The sequence below is a fragment of the Gordonia sputi NBRC 100414 genome (genome assembly GCF_000248055.1).
In the GTDB taxonomy this organism is placed as follows: Bacteria; Actinomycetota; Actinomycetes; order Mycobacteriales; family Mycobacteriaceae; genus Gordonia; species Gordonia sputi.
Genome location: NZ_BAFC01000025.1, coordinates 21,097 through 42,586, shown reverse-complemented (window position 1 = coordinate 42,586; position 21,490 = coordinate 21,097). Strand labels below are relative to the sequence as shown.

Annotated in this window: 14 protein-coding genes and 2 pseudogenes; 6 read left to right on the top strand and 10 right to left on the bottom strand. The window is 66.1% G+C overall.

Annotated features, from left to right (window positions below):
- Positions 1-56: 56 nt before the first annotated feature.
- Together GOSPT_RS24235 and GOSPT_RS04130 are read right to left on the bottom strand one after the other, a co-directional pair.
- Positions 57-728: pseudogene (locus tag GOSPT_RS24235) on the bottom strand (IclR family transcriptional regulator); the annotation flags it as partial.
- Entirely contained in the window at positions 725-2,164 is a 1,440-nt protein-coding gene (locus GOSPT_RS04130; protein ID WP_005203253.1) for an APC family permease, read from the bottom strand. The gene GOSPT_RS04130 and the pseudogene GOSPT_RS24235, both read right to left, overlap by 4 nt.
- Before the next feature lie 602 nt (positions 2,165-2,766).
- Between GOSPT_RS04130 and GOSPT_RS04125 the strand changes: the two are divergent.
- Both GOSPT_RS04125 and GOSPT_RS04120 read left to right on the top strand, forming a co-directional pair.
- Positions 2,767-4,211, top strand: a pseudogene (locus tag GOSPT_RS04125) (APC family permease).
- A gap of 40 nt (positions 4,212-4,251) precedes the next feature.
- Positions 4,252-6,198 carry a primary-amine oxidase gene (locus GOSPT_RS04120; RefSeq protein WP_039854695.1) on the top strand — a complete coding sequence of 649 codons (1,947 nt, stop codon included), beginning with the start codon at positions 4,252-4,254 and terminating at the stop codon, positions 6,196-6,198.
- A 51-nt stretch (positions 6,199-6,249) separates the two neighbouring features.
- Here the strand turns inward: GOSPT_RS04120 and GOSPT_RS04115 are convergent, their stop codons facing one another.
- From GOSPT_RS04115 to GOSPT_RS04105, 3 genes are all read right to left on the bottom strand, one after another.
- Positions 6,250-7,050 (bottom strand): family 1 encapsulin nanocompartment shell protein, encoded by an 801-nt coding sequence (locus GOSPT_RS04115; RefSeq protein WP_005203247.1) that lies wholly within the window; start codon positions 7,048-7,050, stop codon positions 6,250-6,252.
- A gap of 72 nt (positions 7,051-7,122) precedes the next feature.
- A complete protein-coding gene (locus tag GOSPT_RS04110; RefSeq protein WP_039854729.1) occupies positions 7,123-8,205 on the bottom strand; it encodes a Dyp-type peroxidase in 1,083 nt (360 codons plus the stop codon).
- An 81-nt stretch (positions 8,206-8,286) separates the two neighbouring features.
- Positions 8,287-9,990 carry an FAD-binding dehydrogenase gene (locus GOSPT_RS04105; protein WP_005203243.1) on the bottom strand — a complete coding sequence of 568 codons (1,704 nt, stop codon included), beginning with the start codon at positions 9,988-9,990 and terminating at the stop codon, positions 8,287-8,289.
- 344 nt (positions 9,991-10,334) lie between these two features.
- On the opposite strand from GOSPT_RS04105, the gene GOSPT_RS04100 reads away from it, so the two are divergent.
- Positions 10,335-11,294, top strand: coding sequence for an alpha/beta hydrolase (locus GOSPT_RS04100; protein WP_005203242.1), 960 nt, complete (start codon positions 10,335-10,337; stop codon positions 11,292-11,294).
- A gap of 401 nt (positions 11,295-11,695) precedes the next feature.
- Here GOSPT_RS04100 and pgfA read toward each other — a convergent pair whose 3' ends face one another.
- The 5 genes from pgfA to GOSPT_RS24590 all read right to left on the bottom strand — a co-directional run bounded on the left by pgfA (position 11,696) and on the right by GOSPT_RS24590 (position 16,530).
- Complete coding sequence (gene pgfA, locus GOSPT_RS04095) at positions 11,696-13,264, bottom strand: cell envelope lipid trafficking protein PgfA (RefSeq protein WP_005203241.1); 1,569 nt, start codon at positions 13,262-13,264, stop codon at positions 11,696-11,698.
- A gap of 90 nt (positions 13,265-13,354) precedes the next feature.
- A complete protein-coding gene (locus GOSPT_RS04090; protein ID WP_005203239.1) occupies positions 13,355-14,725 on the bottom strand; it encodes an ABC1 kinase family protein in 1,371 nt (456 codons plus the stop codon).
- 110 nt (positions 14,726-14,835) lie between these two features.
- Complete coding sequence (locus GOSPT_RS04085) at positions 14,836-15,192, bottom strand: ArsR/SmtB family transcription factor (RefSeq protein WP_005203229.1); 357 nt, start codon at positions 15,190-15,192, stop codon at positions 14,836-14,838.
- A gap of 9 nt (positions 15,193-15,201) precedes the next feature.
- On the bottom strand, positions 15,202-15,660 hold the full coding sequence (locus tag GOSPT_RS24595; RefSeq protein ID WP_005203227.1) for an MFS transporter: 459 nt from the start codon (positions 15,658-15,660) through the stop codon (positions 15,202-15,204).
- Positions 15,661-15,681: 21 nt separating this feature from the next.
- A complete protein-coding gene (locus tag GOSPT_RS24590) occupies positions 15,682-16,530 on the bottom strand; it encodes an MFS transporter (protein ID WP_005203226.1) in 849 nt (282 codons plus the stop codon).
- Positions 16,531-16,610: 80 nt separating this feature from the next.
- Here GOSPT_RS24590 and GOSPT_RS04075 point away from each other — a divergent pair, with 80 nt between their 5' ends.
- From GOSPT_RS04075 to GOSPT_RS04065, 3 genes are all read left to right on the top strand, one after another.
- A complete protein-coding gene (locus GOSPT_RS04075; protein ID WP_039854687.1) occupies positions 16,611-18,677 on the top strand; it encodes a heavy metal translocating P-type ATPase in 2,067 nt (688 codons plus the stop codon).
- A 90-nt stretch (positions 18,678-18,767) separates the two neighbouring features.
- Complete coding sequence (nadB, locus tag GOSPT_RS04070) at positions 18,768-20,468, top strand: L-aspartate oxidase (RefSeq protein ID WP_005203222.1); 1,701 nt, start codon at positions 18,768-18,770, stop codon at positions 20,466-20,468.
- 132 nt (positions 20,469-20,600) lie between these two features.
- The gene (locus tag GOSPT_RS04065; protein ID WP_039854686.1) at positions 20,601-21,479 is read left to right on the top strand and encodes a hypothetical protein; all 879 of its coding nucleotides are present in this window, start codon (positions 20,601-20,603) and stop codon (positions 21,477-21,479) included.
- Positions 21,480-21,490 lie beyond the last annotated feature (11 nt).

The window sequence follows — 21,490 nt, the reverse complement described above, 5'->3', positions numbered from 1 at the left end:
GTGGCGTGCTCGGTCATCGCCGGTACCTGCCGCGTCATGATCTCGGCCTGGTCGGCGTGACCCGAGAGTGCCAACGCGGCGACAAGTGTGCCGGCCGATGACCGGACGCCGACCGCGATGCAGGCGCGGTCGGGATCGAGTTCGCCGACCTGCAGCGCGAAGCCGTCGCGGGCCACAGCTGCCAAATGGTCGGCCAACGCGTCCCGGGTGGTCGGCGTACGGGAGGTGATCGCGGTGAGCGGGAAGGTGACCACGTCGTTCACGTCGGACTTCTCGCCGAGAAGCAGTTTTTCGATGGAGCTGGCGTGCAGATACGTGTTGAGTGTCCGCTCGTCGGCCGCCGGCGGGAACTCGGTGTCGAGGTCGGCCGCCCGCACCGAGGAGTTGGTGAAGTAGTAGAGATGCGCGCCGAACCGGATGGACAACCGGAACTCGGCGAGCACCTCCCGTGCCGCGGTACAGACGCGCGGGACCAGGGTGGCGTCCACCAGCGCGCCCGTGCGCGGGCCGAGCGCGAACCCGGACAGGTCCGGCATTCGCACCACAAACCCTTCTGCGACGAGCAGATTCAGCAGCCGGTAGATCGTCGCCGACGGAATGTCCAGGCGATCGGACAGGTCCTTGGCGGTCACGCCGACCCCCGATCGCGCCACCTCCTCGAGTACGCGCAGTGCGCTCTGTACCGCTTTCGGCTGACGACCGGACAGACTCGTCCCGCTCGGGCTCATCGCAAGACCTGCCACGGGTCGTAGTCGTTGAGGACCTGATCGGCGGTGGTCTCGTCGAACACCCCGACCTGTTCGGGCAGCCTCGGCTCGATGCGGCGTCGAATGAGGAAGACCGCCATTCCGGCTGCCACCAGCGCCGCGTAGGTGATCGTCGCGATCCACACCGGGGCGTCGATGGTCAGCGCCGCCCACACGATGATCCCGACAAAGGCTGCGGCAGTACCGATCCCGATGATCGTGGGCAGCCGTCCCGACTCGCCGATGCGGCGCAGGAAGACCGGCGCCCCGACGCATACAAGAAGATAAGCGCAGATGTAACCGTGTGCCGACACCGCGAGCAATCCGACCAGCGTCGAGCGCGCGGAGCCGACGACGAGCAGATACACCACCGGGACCACCGTGATCACCGGAACCGATGCCAACAGCGCGACGGTCGGGGTCCGAAAACGTTTGTGCGTCTTGCCCAATACCGGCGGCAGCACGCCTTCACGGCCCATCGCGAACAGCGTGCGCGACAGTGCCGTGCATGATCCGATCACGCAGGCGAACCAGGAGGCGGTGATACCGAGTTCCAGCACCACCGACAACACCGTCGATCCCGGGCCGGACGATCCGGGCAGACTCAGCACGATCGGTGCGGCGTTGCCGCCTGCCACCTGATGTCCTGATTGGGCGACGGCGGCGAAGACGTAGAGCACGCCCAAGGCCAGCGGCGACCACCGCACCGCGCGGGTGACCGTCTCAAACGGCCGCTTGGCCTCCCGCGCCACCGTCGTCGCGCTCTCGAATCCGACGAAGGCCGTGGTGGCCAACAGAAGTGCGAAGCCGGGTGCGTCGTGCACATCCGACGAGGCCCCCGACGTCGATCCACCGCGCACCGCGAGGACGGTCAGGACCACCGCGGCGGCGACGACCGCGAACATCTCGATCGCCAGGGAGATACGTGCGGACAGCTTGATTCCGCGGATCATCAGTGCGAGTGCTACGGCGCCGACCGCCAATGTGAGGAGGGCGACGACCAGTGGACTGTCGCGCACGCCCACCCGGTTCAGGAGCGCGGCCAGGTAGGCACCCGCTCCCAAAGTGCTGGCCATCGCGGCTCCGGCGTAACCGATCATCACCGACCAGCCGGCAAACACCCCCGCGCCGGCGCCGAGGCCTTTGACCGTGTAGCTGTAAATGCCGCTGACCGCGACCATGCGCGTGGAGAACTGCGTGATGCAGTAGCCCACCGCGAGGAACAAGAAGGTGGTCGCGACGAACACCGGTACCGTCGCGTGGCCCGCGGCGGAGAGGATGAGTACCGGGACGGTGACCATGACGGCCGACGGGGCCACTGCGGCCACCGACTGACCGAGGACCTCGACGAAGGACAGTCGGCATCGCGGTAGACCGGCGACCGGTGACCGACTCCGAATGCTCTCGTGGTTGTCCATCACCCCACCTGCTTCCGCGCGACCCCGCACCACAACGCAACGTAGCCCATCGAGCGCGTCGGCTCATCATTTTCGACGATGAATTCTCTTCGGAGTTCAAATGAGAACCATCCTGTTCGGTGATTCTCATTTGAAGGGCTTTCGTCTGTTCGGGCTGCGTGATCCATGTGTGCTCGCCGGTGGGCGACGCCGATTCCGGCGCGCTCAAATGAGAATTCGGACCCTTGAAATACTCATTTAGAATCCATGGTGACACAGGTCATATCGCGGGCGTAGGGTCAGCTCGTGAGTCACTCGATATCGACTCTGTGGTGCGGAGACCGGTGTGGAACCGCCGGATGCACAGGGCCTGTCGTCGAGCGAGATCGCCTCCCGGACATGTCGCACTGACCGATTAACGGCACTCTCGACAATCGACTCACCGGCGTGAGTTTCTCGCGTGAATTCATGGTTGCGCGAAATAGGAATGGTTCACGCATGCTTTCTCATCGGTAATCGCGCAATTCTTACCGATGGGCAACACCACGGCAAGCGAAGGTATCCACGATGATCTCCGGCAACAACAAACGATTCTCTTCTGTAGTGAAGGACGACGTGCAGACATGACCACCAAGGCTTCCTCGGCGACGGCGCCGTCCGCGACCGCGGCCCGCACACTCACCGGCCGACTCGGGACCACCGCGATCGTCTTCATGGTGATCGCGGCGGCCGCGCCCTTGACCGTAATCGTCGGCACGGTGCCGCTCGGTATCTCGGCCGGCAATGGCGCGGCCTATCCCGCCTCGTACGTGGTCTGCACGGTCGTTCTGCTGCTCTTCGCAGTCGGCTTCACCGCCATGGCGCGGCACATCCCCCGCGCCGGCGCGTTCTACACCTACGTCGCACACGGACTCGGCCGGCATGCCGGCCTCGGCGCCGCATTCCTCGCACTGCTCCCGTATACGGCGGTGCAAGGTGCCGTCTACGGATACATCGGTGCCGCCATCAACGAACTCGTCACGTCCCACGGCGGGCCGTCGGTGCCCTGGTACGTGTACGGGCTCGTCATCCTCGTCGTCGTCGCGACCCTCGGCTACCGCCACATCGAACTGTCCGGCAAGGTTCTCGGCGTTCTGCTGATCTGCGAGGTCGGCATCGTGATGGTCATCAACCTGTCGGTCCTCGGGCATGGTGGTGGAGACCAAGGCTTCTCGACAACGGCGCTCTCGCCGTCGGCGTTCTTCCACGGTGCACCCGGTATCGCACTGATCTTCGCGCTCGCCGGGTACATCGGGTTCGAGGCCACCGCGGTCTTCCGCGACGAAGCGCGCGACCCGGCCCGCACCATTCCGCGTGCGACGTACTGTGCGCTGCTGATCATCGGCGCCTTCTACGCGGCGAGCAGCTGGCTGATGATCAGCGCGTGGGGTGACACCGAGGCGATCAAGATGGCCACCGACAACCCAGAGGGCATGATCACCGGGACCGCGGTCCGCTATGTCGGGTCCGCCGCCGGTGATCTCGTCCAGATCCTGTTGGTGACCAGCCTGTTCGCAGCCATCCTCTCGTTTCACAACGTCCTGTCCCGCTACATCCACTCGCTCGGCAACAGCGGTGCCCTGCCGTCGGCGTGTGGCCGTTCGCACGCCCGTCACGCCTCACCGCACATCGCCTCGGTCGTGCAGACCACGACGGCGGTTGTGCTGGTGGTCGCGTCTGCGCTCGGCGGCCTCGACCCGGTCACGCAGGTGTTCGCGTGGTATGCGGGGGTGTCATCAGTGGGCATCGTCGCCCTGATGACGCTGACCTCGGCCGCGGTGATCGTCTACTTCCGGCGCACCCGCAAGGACACCCGGCCGTGGCAAACCCTCATCGCACCGGGACTCGGCCTGCTCGGTCTCGCCGCGCTCCTCGTGCTGACCGCGCTGAATCTCCCGTTGCTCGTCGGCGGCTCGGACACCCTCGCCGTCATCATCGCAGTCCTGCTCGTCGCGGCCTTCGCTGCGGGCGCAATGGTCGCGGTTACCAGGCCGCACGCGGCCATCACCTCACCTCGTCCGACAACTGAATCCCGTTACTGCACACTATTATTCGAAGGAGAAACGCCCATGAGTACCGCTGTCACCACCGCCCCCGAGGCGATCGGCCAATCCAGCCCGGACCACCCGTTGACCCCACTGTCGGCCGCCGAGATCACCGCGGTCCGCGGCATCGTCGACGAAGCCGGGCTGCTGAGCGAGCACACCCGCTTCGTGTTCGTGACCCTCGACGAACGGGCCAAGGACGTCGTGCTCGCCTACCGGGCGGGCGACGAGATCGTTCGGCAGGCTCGTGTGCTCCTCCTCGACCGTGACACCGGGACGGGCAGCAGCTTGCTGGTGTCTTTGACCGAGGCAAAGGTGCTCGAGCGCACCATGATCGACGCCGCGACCGAGGCGCAGGTGCCGATTCTGGACGAGGAGTTCGCGGACATCGAGGCATACCTTCTCGCTTCCGACGACTGGCTGGCCGCGATGAGTAAGCGCGACCTCGAGCCGGCCAACGTGCGCGCGGTCCCGTTGTCGGCGGGCGTGTTCGGCCACGAGGACGAGGTCGGTCACCGGATCGTCCGAGTCCTCGCGTTCTACCAGTCCGACCAGGCCGACCTGCCGTGGGCGCATCCGATCGACGGCGTCGTCGCCTATGTCGACCTCACCGGCCGCAAGGTACTCAAGGTGATCGACGAGATCACCTTGCCCGTGCCCGCCGAACGCGGCGAGTGGAATGCTGCCCCGCATGCCGTGCCGACCCGCGCCGACCTCAAGCCGATCGAGATCACCCAGCCCGAGGGTCCGAGCTTCACCGTCGAGGGAAACCAGATCAGTTGGGCGGACTGGACTTTCCGCTTCGGATTCGACATTCGTGAGGGCCTGACACTGCACCAGCTCTCGGTGCGCGACGGCGATGAGCAGCGGCCGGTCATCTATCGGGCATCGATCGCCGAGATGGTGGTGCCCTACGCCGATCCGTCACCGGTTCGGTACTGGCAGAACTACTTCGATCAAGGCGAGTATCTGTTCGGCCGGTACACCAACGCTCTCGAACTCGGTTGTGATTGCCTCGGCGACATCACCTACTTCGACGTGACCATCGCCGACGAACAGGGCAATCCGCGGGTCATGAAGAATGCGATCTGCCTGCACGAGGAGGACTATAGCGTGTTGTGGAAGCACACCGACATGTTCAACGGGATGGCCGAGACCCGACGCTCCCGACGACTCGTCATCTCGTTCTTCCTCACCATCGGCAACTATGACTACGGCTTCTACTGGGACCTCTACCTCGACGGCACGATCGAACTCGAGGCGAAGGCCACCGGTATCGTGTTCACCTCTGCCCACCGCGGACCCGACGGTTTTTCCACCGAGATGGCACCCGACCTCGGTGCGCCGTTCCACCAACATCTGTTCTCGGCGCGACTCGACATGGCCGTCGACGGAAACCGCAACACCGTCACCGAGGTGGATGCGGTGCCCGTCCCGATGGGCCCGGACAACCCGTGGGGCAACGCATTCCGGGCTCAGAAGACCACACTGCGCACCGAGTCCGAGGCCATGCGCAGCGCGGACAACCTCAAGGCAAGGGTCTGGCACATCACAAACCCCGACAAACAGAACAGGCTCGGTCAGGACGTCGGGTATGCCCTTCATCCCGAAGGGCAGCCGAGCTTGCTGGCAGACCCGCAGAGCTCCATCGCGAAGCGGGCCGCATTCGCGACCAAACATCTGTGGGTCACGCAATACGATGCAGCGCAGCGGTATCCGGCCGGCGACTACGTGAACCAGCACCCAGGCGACGCCGGTCTACCGGCCTACGTCGCTGCCGACCGCGACATCGAAGGTGAGGACGTCGTGCTGTGGCACACCTTCGGCCTCACCCACTTCCCGCGACCCGAGGACTCGCCGGTCATGCCGGTCGACTACGCCGGATTCAAGCTCAAGCCGATAGGTTTCTTCGACCGGAATCCGTCGCTCGATGTCCCCTCCGGACCCAAGGGGCACTGCTGCGCGGACTGACCCCCGGAGTCGATCGGTTCGCACCAGTCAACTCGACAGGAGCGATTCCGGTCAGGCGGACGTCAACGCGACTGCCGCTTCACCGGTGTAGGTGAGGTAGGTGAAGGACTCCTGGAAGTACAAGTTCACCACGTCGGCGTCGTGAGAGTCGTAGCCGATCGAGACATCCTGACCGATGGTCAGCTCGAAATCACCTCCGCGCGTGGACAATACGAACGCTCCGGTGATGGCGGGTGCCCACACGATCTCGCCGTCGATCAGACGCTGGATGTGTTGGCGGACCGGATAGCCGTGATTCGACGTCTCGTTGACGAGGTTGTACACATCGGCCGAGAGCGCGATGGAGTAGGGCCCGTCGATCGACGCGAGCTTGAGCGTCGAGAGGGCCGCGCTGAACGCCTCGGGGTAGTCACGCACGTCCTCGGGCAGCGGGATCGGTGTCGCGGTGGCCTCGGCGCGGATGCCCGAGATGCCGGCGGCGGCATATCCCTCGAAGATCGCGCGGTCTTCGGCCAGCGCGAGCTCGCGTGCGGCGTCGACCACCGGATCCCAGTCCGAATCCTCCGCGCCACGGTCGACGTCGTCGATGGCCTCGCGCGTGACGGTGAACGGCACCTTGAGTTCGATCAGCGGCTGCACGCTGCGCTTGAACGCCTGGATGCCATCGGCGGGGGCGTCGATCTTGGTGCGGTGGCCACGGGTGACCGATGACGCCTCGAGTCCGAGTGGTCCCTTGACGTCGACGAGTCGACGGCCCGCGATGTTGCGCTTGAACGACCGCGCTGCCTCTTCTTCGATGGCCTCCCAGGCGGACGCGGAGATGGGGGCGAGTTCGCGATGCAGATTGTTCATGGTGCGTCTCCTGGTAGTCGGTGGCGGGTTGTGTTGGCGAGTTGTGTTGTCAGGCAGAAGGTTGCGGGTGATTCACGAGGAGCGCAGCGATCCGATTCCCAGCGACCCGTCGCCGGGGTCGGTCGGCTCGGGTGGCGGAACCGGCGATGCGGCGTCGAGCGTGACCGGTGCGGGTGCGGGCACATCGTGGGGAGCGTCGTCGTCGGAATCCGATTCGGCGGCGGCTGGGGCGTCGGGGAGGTCGTCGAAGAAATCGACGGTCGGGGTGAAGAACTGTGCCCCGGTCACGGCGGTCGTGAAGTCGAGCAGCCTGTCGTAGTTTCCGGGCGGATCGCCGATGAACATCTTGCGCAGCATCTCTTCGGTGACGTCGGGCGCCGAGGAGTACGCGATGTAGAAGGTGCCGGAGTCGCCGATGCCCGAGGCCTCGCCGTAGGGCATGTTGTCGCGGACGACGTCGATCTGCTCGCCATTGACGTCGTTGACCACATTGAGCGCGATGTGCGAGTTGGTCGGTTTCACGTCGTCGGACATCTCGATGTTGTCGAGTTTGGTGCGCCCGATCGCCGCCTCCTGGTCTTCGACCGAGATCGAATCCCATTCCTTGAAGTCGGTGACATAGCGCTGGATGGCGACGTAGCTACCGCCCGCGTACGCGGGGTCTTCGTCGCCGACGGTGATCGCGTCGATCGCAGCCTGGCCGACGGGATTCTCGGTGCCGTCGACGAAGCCGATGAGGTCGCGTAGGTCGAAGTAGCGGAAGCCGTGCACCTCGTCGACGACCGTCACGGCGTCGCCGAGTTCGCTCATCAACATGCGGCCGAGCTCGTAGCAGAGGTCCATCGCGTCGGCCTTGAGGTGCAGCAGCAGGTCGGCGGGAGTCGCAGGGGCCGTGTGGACATCGCCCGCGTACTCGACGAAGGGTCGAAGCGACTTGGGGCGATTGCCTGCGAACAGGCGGTCCCACGCATCCGAGCCGATCGACACGATGCCCGCGAGCGCCTGCTCGGGCGCTCGGGACGATACGGAGTTGATGCGCGACCCGAGGACGTCGAACATTCCCCGGACGGCGTCCTCGCCACCCGCGTTGATCGTCAGGACGAGGAACAACGCGTGCTTTGTCTTGCGTGTCAGGATCGTCTGCGGTACGGGCACGGTTTTCACTCTAGTGCAGCGCGCAATCCGCGCCGGTGAAAGTGTGTCCTTACGAAACTCAGGTCAGGCACACATGGTTGTCTACGACGCTTGTGGCTCCGTGTTGGCCGCGCCCCGCGCGACCGCTCGCCCGGCGGCGCGGCCCGAGAAGATGCAGCCGCCGAGGAACGTTCCCTCGAGTGCGTTGTAACCGTGCACACCGCCGCCGCCGAATCCGGCGACCTCGCCCGCGGCGTAGAGGCCGTCGAAGACCGAACCGTCGGGTCGCATCACGGCCGACTCGAGGTTGGTCTCCAGACCCCCCAACGTCTTTCGCGTCAGGATGTTCAGTCGCACCCCGATCAGCGGCCCGTGTGCAGGGTCGAGGATCTTGTGCGGCTTGGCCACACGCACGATCTTGTCGCCGAGGAACTGGCGCGCGTTGGTGATCGCCATCAACTGCGCGTCCTTGGAGAATTTGTTGTCGATCTCGTTGTCGCGGGCCGAGATCACGCGCTCGACATGCTGCAGATCGAGCTTGGGTCCGCGGGTGATCTCGTTCATGCCCGCGACGAGTTCTGCGAGATTATCGGCGACGACGAAGTCGCTGCCGTTCTTCAAAAAGGCCTCGACAGGACCGGGCGCGCCTTTCGCGAAACGGCTCTTCGCGGCGAACTTCAGGTCTTTGTCGGTGATGTCGGGGTTCTGCTCCGAACCCGACAGTGCGAACTCCTTCTCGACGATCGACTGCGTCAGGATGAACCACGAATAGTCGTAGCCGGTCGCGAGGATCTCGCGCATCGTCGAATTGGTGTCGAAGCCGGGGAAGTTGGGCGGCTTGAGTCGATTGCCGTTGGCGTCGAGCCAGAGCGACGACGGCCCGGGGATGATGCGGATGGCGTGATCGGGCCAGATGGGATCCCAGTTGTGGATGCCCTCGGTGTAGTGCCACATGCGGTCGCGGTTGACCAGACTTGCGCCTGCTTCCTCGGCGATGCCGAGCATGCGACCGTCGACGTAGGCGGGGACACCGGAGATCATCGTCTTCGGGGCGGGTCCGAGGCGCTCCGTCGGCCAGTTCTTGCGTATCAGTTCGTGGTTGTGACCGATGCCGCCGGTCGTGACGATGACCGCACCGCCGCGGATCTCGAAGTCGCTGATCTCATCGCGGTTCGACGCCTCGCCGCGGCCGGCAGCGGTCGGGGCGAGCTTTGACCCGCGCACACCGACAGCAGTGCCGTCTTCGACGACGATCTCGTCGACGCGATGCCGGAAGCGGAACTCGACGAGTCCGCGGCGCTCGGCGTCGAGCACAGGCTCGGCGAAGACACGAACCACCTCGGGTCCGGTGCCCCAGGTCAGATGGAAGCGCGGTACCGAGTTGCCGTGGCCGTCGGCAAATCCGCCGCCGCGTTCTGCCCAGCCGACGACCGGTGTGATGCGCAGACCGAGATCGTGCAGGTACTGACGCTTCTCCGTGGCTGCGAAGTCGACGTAGGCGCGAGCCCACTGTCGAGGCCAGTAGTCCTCGTCGTCGCGGTCGAAGCCCGCAGAGCCCATCCAGTCCTGCAGCGCCAGCTCTGCGGAGTCGTGGATGCCCAGTCGACGTTGTTCGGGAGTGTCGACGAGGAAGAGGCCACCCAGCGACCAGAACGCCTGTCCACCGAGGTTGTTGCGGTTCTCCTGGTCGACGACGATCACCCGACGACCCGCCTTGGTGAGTTCGTAGGTGGCGACGAGTCCGGCCAGGCCGGACCCGACGACGATGGCGTCGGCTTGTCCTGCATCCACATGCGCTGTGTTCACGAGAGCCTTCCTCGATATGTCCTGCTTATGGGACGACCCTATCCCCGGGGTCTCCGGTGAGGTAGCGCCGACGGGTATCGAGATGTGACAACCGACATGTGACAACTGAGTGCCCTGTGACCTAGTTGACGCTGCGCAGGTATGGACCGTGCGTGTGACGTGGGTAATGATCATCTGCGTGTCTCAACCGACGGTCAAGGGTCGATGTACCTTTTGCTGCTGCGTTATGCAGCCGTTACACTCTGTCGCGTTGGGGACCAACTCAGTCGGCAAGGCCGCTGGCCCCATTTCCTGCCCGTATGAACGAGGCCCGTCCGGGTCAAGATCGTAAGGACTTTTCTCATATGTTGACTCGTGCGCGCAAGCGCCTCGTTGCCGCTGTGGGCGCCATGGCGGCGCTCGGCGGCCTGACCATGGCCGTGGCCCCGGAAGCCCACGCGGCCGGCCAGACCGAATACGTGTACTCCGCATCGATGCACAAGAACATCCCGGTTCGCATCGTCGACGGTGGCGGCGGAGGTCCCAAGCCCACCCTCTACCTCCTCGACGGTCTGCGTGCGCCCAACAACACCAGCGGCTGGCTGCAGAACAACACCGGCGCCGACCGCTTCATGGCCGGCAAGGGCACCAACCTGGTCATCCCCTTCGGTGGTGGCGGCAGCTTCTACACCGACTGGGAGCGTCCCGACCCCAAGCTGGGCGTGAACAAGTGGGAGACGTTCCTGACGCGCGAACTTCCCGCGTACATGAAGAAGAACCACAACTCCGACAACCGACGTAACGGAATTGCCGGTCTGTCGATGTCGGGAACGTCGGCGCTGAACCTCGCGTCGCGGCACCCGGGCTTCTACAAGGCGGTCGCGTCCTACAGCGGTTACCCGACCGTCACCTTCCCCGGCTTCACGCAGGGCATCCAGGCGTCGGTTGCGACCATGGGCGGCGACCCCAACAACATGTGGGGCTTCTTTCCGGCAGGCGAGTGGTTCCAGAATGATCCGTTCCTGAGTGCCAACAACCTCGCGGGCCACTACGTGTACCTGTCGTCGGGCACCGGTCTCGGCAGCAAGTTCGACAGCTCGATCAACCCGAGCAGCGCGAACTTCAACCCGGTCAAGTTCTCGCAGATGGTTCCGCTCGAGGTGGCCGCATCGGTCAGCACGCGGCTCTACATTCCGCGCGTCGCAGTGGTCCCGGGCGTCAAGCTCACCACGCACGTCACCCCCGACGGCGACCACTGGTGGGACTACTGGCAGGAGAACTTCCGCCAGTCGTGGAACACCACGTTCCGCCCCGCGTTCTTCTGAGCCGCGGCCAGGTAGCTGAACAACTGAACACGACGAGGGCCGGCGATCGGATTGATCGCCGGCCCTCGTCGTTTGTGTGGGTGGGGTGTGGGTGCGGGCGAGTGGTTTCGACTCGGCTGCTCGCTTCGCTCGCGGCCGCTCAACCAGCGGGAAGGCGGGAGGGCACAACCAGCGCTAAGGCGGCTCAGCTCAGCGGGTGAGTGGTTTCGACTCGGCTGCTCGCTTCGCTCGCGGCCGCTCAACCAGCGGGAAGGCGGGAGGGCTCAACCAGCGCTAAGGCGGGCGGGCTCAACCAGCGGTAAAGGCGGGCCAGCCCGACCAGCGGGGGGTGGTGGTTTCGACTCGGCTACTCGCTGCGCTCGCCGCCGCTCAACCAGCGAGAGAAGTGGCCTCGGGTTGTCCTACTCGCCCGAGTCCTGCGTGCCGCGGCGTCGGAAGGCGCGGGCCTCGTCCAGCGCGGAGCGGGGTGTGTCGTCCGACGAGTCCTCATCGACCGCGGGCACCTGGCGGGTCGGCTGGTCGTCGCCCTCCTCAGCGTCGGAGGCCGCGGGCCCCTCGACGCGTGGGATGCGCTGAGTCGGACGATCCCACATGTAGGCGTCGTCGTCCTCGTCGGCGTACGTTTCGGTCTCGGCCGCACCGATCGTCGTCGTCGCGGCATCGTCGGTGTTCTCGGGTGCAGCATGGCGGTTGCGGCCCGCAAGGCCTGCTCCTGCCGCTGTTCCGGCGAGCGCTGTCGTCGTTGCGGCGCCCTTGCCACGACCGGAGTCGCGGTCGTCGACGTAGCCGGGCTCGTCGTCGTAGACGTCGGGGCTCTCGAGGTTCTTGTCAGAGGTGTTGCGGGTCCGCCAGATGATCAGAATCCATGCGAGCAGCAGCAGCGCGCCGATGATGCCGAGGATGAGCGGCAACCAGAATCCGCCCATCTTGAGCAGATTCATGTAGTGGTGGGCACGATCGGCCTGCGCGGTGACCGTCGTGTCCGACCACTGGAAGGTTGCCTTCAGTGCGTCGAGCTTGAAGTCGCGAACCGGCGCGGGCGTCCCGTCGCTCTGGTCGGGCGACTTGAAGTACTGACGCTGATCTTCGCGACCGTTGACGATCGTGCCGGTCTCGGGCTCGACGAAGACGTGGCGGGTCGCCGACGCGTAGCGGTGCATCGTGATCTTGTCGTCGGGCTTCACGCCGCGACCGGAGATGCCCCACCACTTGGCGGGCATCGTGAGCATCGTGCCCAGCGCGGCCTCACCCTGTGCGTTGGGCAGCGACGAGAGGTCGGTCTCGGGAACCTCGGAGACGAACTCGTAGGTCTTGACCCCGTTGAAGGTCTTCTCGCCGACGTACTTGGCGGGCTGGTCCTGCCGGGTGTTGAGGTCGTAATAGAGGTACGAGCGCTTCTTGACGTTGAAGCCGAACTTGTACTGGAAGCCCTTACGGTCGGGCAACTGGACAGACACGTCCTCGACGTTCACGCCCTCCGGTGCCGCCTCGAGCTGCAGCGAGCTGACGGTTCCGTTGGGCACCGACGTCTTGCGGTTGACCGATACCCGGTCGATGGTCGCGGTGAGCAGACCGTCGTCGCATTTCAGGTCGCCTTCGGCGCGGGGAGCGGGCGGTGTTGTCTCCTTGCCATCGGCGTCGCGGATGCGGTCGATCTGAACCGTCTGCGCGGACTGCACCGTCGCCTGTCGCTTGTCCGACGGCTCGATGATCACGCTCCGACGCTGCTGCGTCAGATGTGCGTCGAGTGTGCGGGCCTTGGGCTGGGAGATCGAGCAGCGATCGAAGATGACCGCGGGGAAGCGTTCACCGGCCGAGCCGTCGGCTGGGACTGTCGACGCGTCGGATGTGATGTCGAGATCGAGTGGCACCACGCGCAACTGTGGCACCAGGAACGCCGGGATGGCGATCGCCGCGGTGATGCAAGCAACCCCGAGGAATGCCAGCAGCGCCAGCCAAACTCGTCTCATTCTCGACTCCTGTGCGGTTCGGGCCCGGTGCATCGTGTCGACGAGCAGGCCACGGTCAACGCTCTCACCCTAATGGTCGGCCACCGGGTATCAGCCCATGCCGGTTCGATCGGCACGCCGGTCCCGTTCGGCTTCCTTCATGATTCCGGCCATGTAGCCGTAGATCTCCGCGTCCGACATCGCCTTCCAGCGCGGTGCCAGCAGCTTCATGTACTTCTCGACATAGAGCAGTTGCTTTCCGACGAGTACCAACTCCCGCGGCAATCGGGCGTCGTGCGCGCGTGCGACCGCGGCGAGTTGTCGCCCGAGGTCGGTGTAGCTCATGTCGCCGAGATCCGTGGTCGACAGCGGTGTGGTGATCTTGCGAATGTCAGCCCCGCCCTGGGTCGTCGAACCGGGGTTGCGGACGGCTCCCAGCAGGAAGATGGCGCGACCCGCCGATTCGTAGTCGTTGCGGACGATCAGGTCGACGACGAGCTGACGCAGGATGCGTCGGGTTCGTGGTGTGAAGCGTCCGACGATCCCGAAGTCGAGCAGCACCAGGCGGCCGTCGGCGTCGACGAGGACGTTGCCCGCGTGGAGGTCGCCGTGGAACAAGCCGCCGTGAAACGCCGACTCGAGCAGCGACAGCAACAGGTTTCGACACAGCGCGACCCCATCGTGCCCCGCGGCGCGCACAGCAGCGGCGTCGTCGATGCGGGTGGCGTAGATGCGTTCCATCGTCATGACGCGCGGGGTTGTCAGGTCGTCGTAGACCTGGGGAACGCGAACGCGATCACCGAACTGTCCGGGTTTGAGACATTCGTACCATTCGCGCATGGCGTCGGCCTCGTTGCGGAAGTCGAGCTCGGCGTCGAGACCGTCGGCAAAATCTTCGACGACGTGCCGCGCCGACAACATCCGGCCGTACTCGGAGATCTCGGCGAGGCCCGCGAGCCGTTCGAGGATCGCGACGTCGGGCGCGAGGCGTTCGGCGATTCCGGGACGTTGGATCTTGACGACGACCTCGTCGCCGCTGTGCAGCGTCGCGGTATGGACCTGGGCGATGGACGCCGATGCGATCGGCACGGGGTCGAACTCGGCGAAGACGTCCTCGGGTGCGCTGCCGATCTCGTCGATGAAGACCTGCCGGATCGCGTCGGGGTCGGCGGGCGGAACGCTGTCGAGGAGCGATTCGAACTCCGACCCCAACGTCTCGGTGAAAACGCCGGGGCTCGACGCGATGAGCTGGCCGAGTTTCACGTAGGTGGGGCCCAGGTGCTCGAAGGTCGCACGCACTTGCGCGGCCGCGCGCTTGCCACTCGGTGCACGCAGGTGCGCTGCGTCGAATGCGGTGTCGAGGAGGAATTTGCCGACGCCAAGAGTTGCGTGGGCGGTGGTCACTCCCAGGCGCGTGACCTCGGCGATTGGCGACGCCGGGCGCAGACGTGCGCGGCGACCGTCGTCAACTGTGCTGTCCATGTTCCCCCCCTGCTCGTCGTGCTTGCCGGTTCTCGCATCGCGCCCAGTGTAGGAGGTCGAAGTCGGGAATCGGACATGACGTGCAAACGGCCGAGGTGTCTGGCCTCGCGTCAGCCGTGCTCCGGCTCGCCCGAGACCCGGTGGTCGGCGTGGTTGAGAGCCTCCGCGATGACCCTTCCGACGTGGCCGTCGCGCAGGCGGTAGATGATTCGACGCCCCTCGCGTCGTGTGTCGACGAGCCCGGTGAAGCGCAGCTTGGCCAGGTGCTGGCTGACAGCGGTCCGCGAGGCCCCGACAGCCTCGGTCAGGGCTGAGACATCACGCTCTTCGTCGCGCAGCAGCCAGAGGATGTGTAGCCGCGTGGGATCGGACAGCATGGTGAACAGTGCTGTTGAGGTGCCGAGGAGTTCCGGGTCGGGGCTGACCCGGTGCTCGAGGCTCGGGGCAGGGGTGGCTGCCTGTTTCATCGGCGGTGATCACCGTTCGTCTGCGGTTGCGGTTGCTCGATTCATCGTAAGTGAGATCCGCGGGTGCATACGTAGGTTCGCCGGCCGTGTGTTCGCTGTTCGGGTGGTCGCTGTTCGGGTGGTACTGACCGGTCGCCAGCTGTACGCAGCGCCGACGAGTCCGAGCAGCGCGAGCGCCGACAGCACGAGAGCGCACACCGCTTGCCCGCTGGTCGACGCGCCGAGGCCCGCGAGGGGATAGGTCACCAGAAACGCGGCGTGTGAGAGCGAGAACTGTGCGGTGAACACGTCGTCGCGGTCGGCGTCGGTGCTGTGATCGCGCAGCAGGCGCGCGGTACCGGTCGAGATGATCGACGTCGCGGCACCGAGCACAGCCCAGAGTGCGAGCAACGAGATGTACGACGACGCGCCCAGCCACGCCGCCATCGCCGCAACGCCGATCACGCAGGCGAGGGCACAGGCCAGCATCGGTCGTGAGGTTCCGGCTCGTCAGAAGATCAGCGGCCCGAGGATCGCCGCGGCGATCGACCCCGCGCCGAACGCGGCGAAGGCCACCGCAACCGCGGTCGCGGAACCTCCGAGGTCGGCTCGAACGAAGACCACGGTGCCGACCATGACCAGTGCGGTTGCCGCGGCGACGACAACGTTGACCCACAACACGCCGCGAAATACACCGCGCGCCAGCATGATTCGACAACCCGCGAAGGTTCGGCGGGCGAAGCTCTCGGCGGAGGTGGAGGTGGAGGTGGGCCTTTCGTTGATGCTGCTGCGGTTGATGTCTCTGCGGCACGAGAGGACGAGGACAGCGGACGCGGCAAAGCCGAGCGCGGTGCCGACGAACAGCGTCGAGTACGACACGACGGTCAGCAGTGCCGCCGCGATCAGTGGGCTGCCGACGGATTCGAGGTCGTAGGCGATCCGCGATGCCGCGACGGCGGACGAGTAGTCGTCGCCGTCGTCGACCACGCGCGCGATGGTTGCCGAGAAGGTCGGTGTGAAGGTCGCCGATGCGGTCTGCAACGCGAACACCAGCAGATAGATCTGCCAGACGTGGCCGACCCATGGCAGGCAGCAGGCCATGCCGAGACGTACGAGGTCGGCGCCGACGAGCACCCGTGAGGCCGGCAGGGCAGCGACGAGGGCGCGCATCACCGGGGCCATGACGACGTACGCGACCATCTTCACGGCGAGCGCGGTGCCCAGGACACGTCCGGCGTCGGGACCTGCGAGGTCGTAGGCGAGCAGACCCAACGCCACGGTGAGCAGGCCGGTGCCCAGCAGTGACACGACCTGCGCGCCGTAGAGCCGACGGAAGGTCGGATAGGTGAATGCCCGCACAGCACGATGGTAACAATATGTGCGCATATGTGCACATATATGAGGTGGCGCTGCATACCCTAGGGGGGTATAACGGGGTCATGGAACCGCACCGGCACACGACTGAGGGCGCAGCACCGCGCCACGACGAGCACATGAGCCACGGGGAGATGGGCCACGGGGCGCACGGTCATATGGACCACGTCGCGATGTTCCGACGGTTGTTCTGGATCATGTGCGTGATCGCGATTCCGGTGGTCGTGGCCTCGCCGATGTTCGGGTCGATCGTCGGCTACACCGTCCCCGACAACGCGGTGCGACTGATCTCGCCGGTGCTCGGCACGGTCATGTACCTCTGGGGCGGACGGCCGTTCCTGACCGGTGCCGTGAGCGAACTTCGCTCGCGCACACCCGGAATGATGACCCTCATCGCGCTGGCGATCACGGTCGCATTCGTCGCGTCGTGGGGTGCGTCGCTTCACCTGCTCCCTCACGATCTCGACTTCTGGTGGGAGCTGGCACTTCTCATCGTCATCATGCTGCTCGGGCACTGGATAGAGATGCGCTCGATCGCGCAGACCACGTCGGCACTCGATTCGCTCGCATCATTGATGCCGGACGAAGCCGAGCGCGTCGTCGGCGATCCAGGTGGTGGGCAGACCGAGACGGTCGCCCCGGCCGACCTTGTCCAGGGCGACGTGGTGATCGTGCGTCCAGGCGGCAGGGTTCCCGCGGACGGTGTAATCATCGACGGCACAGCAGAACTCGACGAGTCGATGATCACCGGAGAGTCTGATCTCGTCACCCGCAAGGTCGGCGACAAGGTGGTCGCCGGAACGGTAACCGCCGACTCGGCGATCACGGTGAGGGTCAGAGCTGTCGGCGACGACACGACGCTCGCGGGCATCCAGCGTCTCGTTGCGCAAGCGCAGAATTCGACGTCGCGTGCGCAACGACTCGCCGATCGTGCTGCGGGCTGGCTCTTTTGGTTCGCGCTTGGCGCCGCGGCGCTGACCGCCATCATCTGGACGGCGATCGGACAACCCGAGGACGCAGTCATCCGCACGATCACGGTGCTGGTCATCGCGTGCCCGCACGCACTCGGACTCGCGATACCGCTGGTGGTCTCGATCGCCACCGAACGTGCCGCCCGGATGGGTGTGCTCGTCACCAATCGGATCGCGCTCGAAACCCTTCGGCAAATCGACGTCGTCTGCTTCGACAAGACCGGAACGCTTACTCGTGGACGGCCCGAGGTGAACGATATCGTTGCGCGCGAGGGGTATTCGAAGGACGAGCTTCTCGGTCTCGCAGCGTCGGCCGAATTGCAGAGCGAGCACCCGCTCGCTCGCGCCATCGTGCGCGCCGCGCAGGACGAGGGTGTGCGCACAGCGTCGTCGAAGGATTTCAGTACGCACGCCGCAACGGGTGTGCGCGCTGTCGTCGACGGTCGGCAGGTGTCCGTCGGCGGTCCGAGGCTCGTCGAAAATGTCGCTGTCCCAGATGATCTCGCCTCTGCTGCACGGGACCTTCGGGGAAACACGGTGCTGTACGTCATGATCGACGACGAGGTCGTCGGAGTGATCGCACTCGCCGACGAACCGCGTCCCGAATCGGCCCAGGCCGTCGCCGAGCTCCGCGACCGCGGCATCGAATCGGTGATGATTACCGGTGATGCCCGGGACGTCGCCGACCGGGTGGCCAAGGCGGTGGGCATCACGGAGGTGCACGCGCAGGTACGGCCGGAAGACAAGGAGCAGATCGTCTCCGACCTGCAGAAGCAGGGCCACACCGTTGCCTTCGTCGGCGACGGAGTCAACGACGCGCCTGCCCTCGCGCGCGCCGATGTCGGTATCGCGATCGGCGCGGGCACCGACGTGGCGATCGGGTCGGCGGGCGTCGTGCTCGCCGGTGACGACCCGCGGACCGTCGTGTCGGCGATCGAACTCTCACGCAAGGCGTACCGCAAGATGAAGCAGAACCTCTGGTGGGCCGCCGGGTACAACATCATCTCGGTGCCGCTCGCAGCCGGCATCCTTGCGCCGATCGGGTTCGTGCTCCCGATGGCGGTCGGAGCGTTGCTGATGTCGTTGTCGACGATCATCGTCGCCCTCAATGCCCAACTCCTACGTCGAGCCGATCTACACGAACCGCGAATGTCGGCGTAGTCTTCGGGGAGGGTTTTCGACTGTGGGTCGAAAACGCTCGGGTTGAAAACACCCAGCGGTCGAAACACCGTTCGGCGAAGGAGCACGCACATGGCGCTCGATCTCACACGTGCCGATCTCGTGGCCGATCTCGTCGTGGTCGGGGCGGGGGTCGCGGGGCTGACCGCCGCACTGCGCGCAGCGGAGCTCGGGCTGCGCGTGGTGATCTGCAACAAAGGTGCTGCTTACAGCCCTGAATCGCGTGCACATGCCGGGCCGGTCGAGCATGCCGGGCCAGCTCAACATGGAGCGCCGGTCGAGCACAGCACCTCGACGTACTACGCCCAGGGCGGCGTCGCGGTGGTCGCGCCCGACAGCGCCGACGACAGCGTCGACTTGCACCTGCACGACACGCTGGTCGCCGGTGCGGGGCTCGGCGATCCCGAGATCTCGCGCGAGATCCTCGCGGACGGATGGTCTGCGGTGTCGCGCCTGCTCGGATGGGGTGCGCAGTTCGATCGTGATGCTTCGGGTCGGCTCACCCGCACGCGCGAGGGCGGACACAGTGTGCGTCGGATCATCCACGCCGGCGGCGACGCCACGGGCGCGCAAATCCAGCAGGCACTCTCGGCGGCCGTCGCCACCGTGATTCGACGCGGCGACGTGCGGGTCCTCGACGACTGCACCGTCACCCACGTACTCACCACGAACGAGCGGGCCGTCGGCGTCGCGTACCTCGGCGCGGATGGACCGGGAGTGGTGCACGCCCCGACGGTGCTGCTCGCGACGGGTGGCAGCGGACACCTCTTCGCCGCGACCACCAACCCGGCGGGTGCCACTGCAGACGGCCTGGCGCTCGCACTTCGCGCGGGCGCCGACGTTGCCGACCTCGAGTTCGTGCAGTTCCATCCGACGATGCTCTACACGCCGGGAGCGCGAGGTCGGCGCACGCTGGTCACGGAGGCCATCCGCGGTGAGGGCGGACGCCTCGTCGACGTCGACGGAAAGTCGGTGACCGAGGGCGTCCATCCGCTCGGCGATCTCGCACCGCGCGATGTCGTCGCCAACGCCGTGACGGCTGCGATGGAACGCACCGGACATCCGTGCGTGTACCTCGACATCTCGGCGATCGACGACTTTGTCACACGATTCCCGACGGTCAACGCCGGACTGCGCGCAGCGGGCCTCGACCCCGCGGACGGGCGCATCCCGGTGGTGCCGGGCGCCCACTATCAGTGCGGTGGCGTCGTCACCGACGCACACGGGCGCACCAGCGTCGCGGGGCTACTTGCCGCAGGAGAGGTCGCCCGAACGGGACTGCATGGCGCCAACCGGCTGGCATCCAACTCGCTGCTCGAGGGGCTGGTGGTGGGCGTGCGCGCGGCCGACGTCGCAGCGCTGGCCAGGGCTGATGGTGCTGTCGACACCACGTCTTTTGGTGATGTCGATGCGGGTGTCGAGCACGTAGTGGACCGAGAGGCGCTGCAAAATGCGATGTCGCGCTTCGTCGGATTGCGACGGAACGCGGAGGGACTCGGGCGCGTCGCGGCGCTGCTCGACGACGCGAGTCCGCGGGTCGTCGCAACGCAGCGCGACGTCGAAGATGCCGCGCTGACATTGGCCGCGCGGGCCGTCGTGACAGCCGCGCTGGCGCGGACCAGCTCACGCGGATGCCATGTGCGCACCGACGAACAATGCCCGGCTACGGATCTTCACGGGACCGGTGAACAGAGTTCGCCACGCTTCCGACTGATCGACGGCGATGTCTGCGCCGTCGGGGTAGAAGTGCCAGCACTCACTTCCGTAGACTGACGCCGGGGAGTGGGTCGATTGACGCACCGCATGCCGTGACCACAGTTGATCCGACTGTGACGTGCCGTGCGATCGCGAGTAGCGTCGTCGCCACACGCAAGCTGCGCGTATTCGGGCCGATGGGAGGACCGTATGGACGGCCAGGGTTGCTGGTCAACGGTTGTGTGCTCCGCGGAGGAACGTCGCGCGCTCGGTTTGAGCGGGTCGTCGGAATGGCTGCTGCAGTGTCGACTGGCAGCCGGACACGCGGGTAATCACGCCACCGATGCGAGTACTCGACCGCGGAGCGACAGACGGCTCTGGCTCGAATGGAATGACTTCGACGACCGCGCGCAATCGCTCATCGAGCGCAATCCGTGCCCGGTGCCGTCGCCCGAGGGAGCGCGTTGCGTCTTCTTCAACGGACACGGCGGCCCGCACTTCTATGCGCGGTCTAACGGGCACGCGCCGAGCCCTGTGCCTGGCAACGGCGGTGTCCGACGCGCGCCCGGTGGGGTTGCGCCGCAACCCGTCGGGACCCCCGACCAGCCACAGCGCAGTGGCCCGTCGACGGGCGATCTCCCGATCGCTGCGGGTAACGCCGGGTCGCATCGGCTCGACGATCCGCGCGGGTCGTCGCTCCGCGAGGCCCCACCCGCGCAGCAGTCGGTGTCGTCGCATTCGGGGTCAACGCATTCTGGGTCAACGCAGTCGGCTGCGGCACACGCCTATCGCGGTGGGCGGCGATCGACCAACGCCGAACCGCCGCCGACGCCCGCCTTCCAAGCCAACAGGCACCAGGCTCTCGACGTGACCGGTCAGCGGTCCGTCGAGCAGCCACCATCACCCCAGTCACCATCACCCCAGCCAGCATCACCCCAGCCCCCGTCACCGCCGCAGCAACACGTCGACCCGTTGCAGGGTGGTCGTCCGGCATCCGGCGCTCAGCCCGATCCGGTGAGTGACGCGCTGCGTGAGGTTGCCGCGGCATTGGCAAAGCTCGCCGACGCACTGCAGCGCGCGCGTTTCTGAGTCAGGCAGTT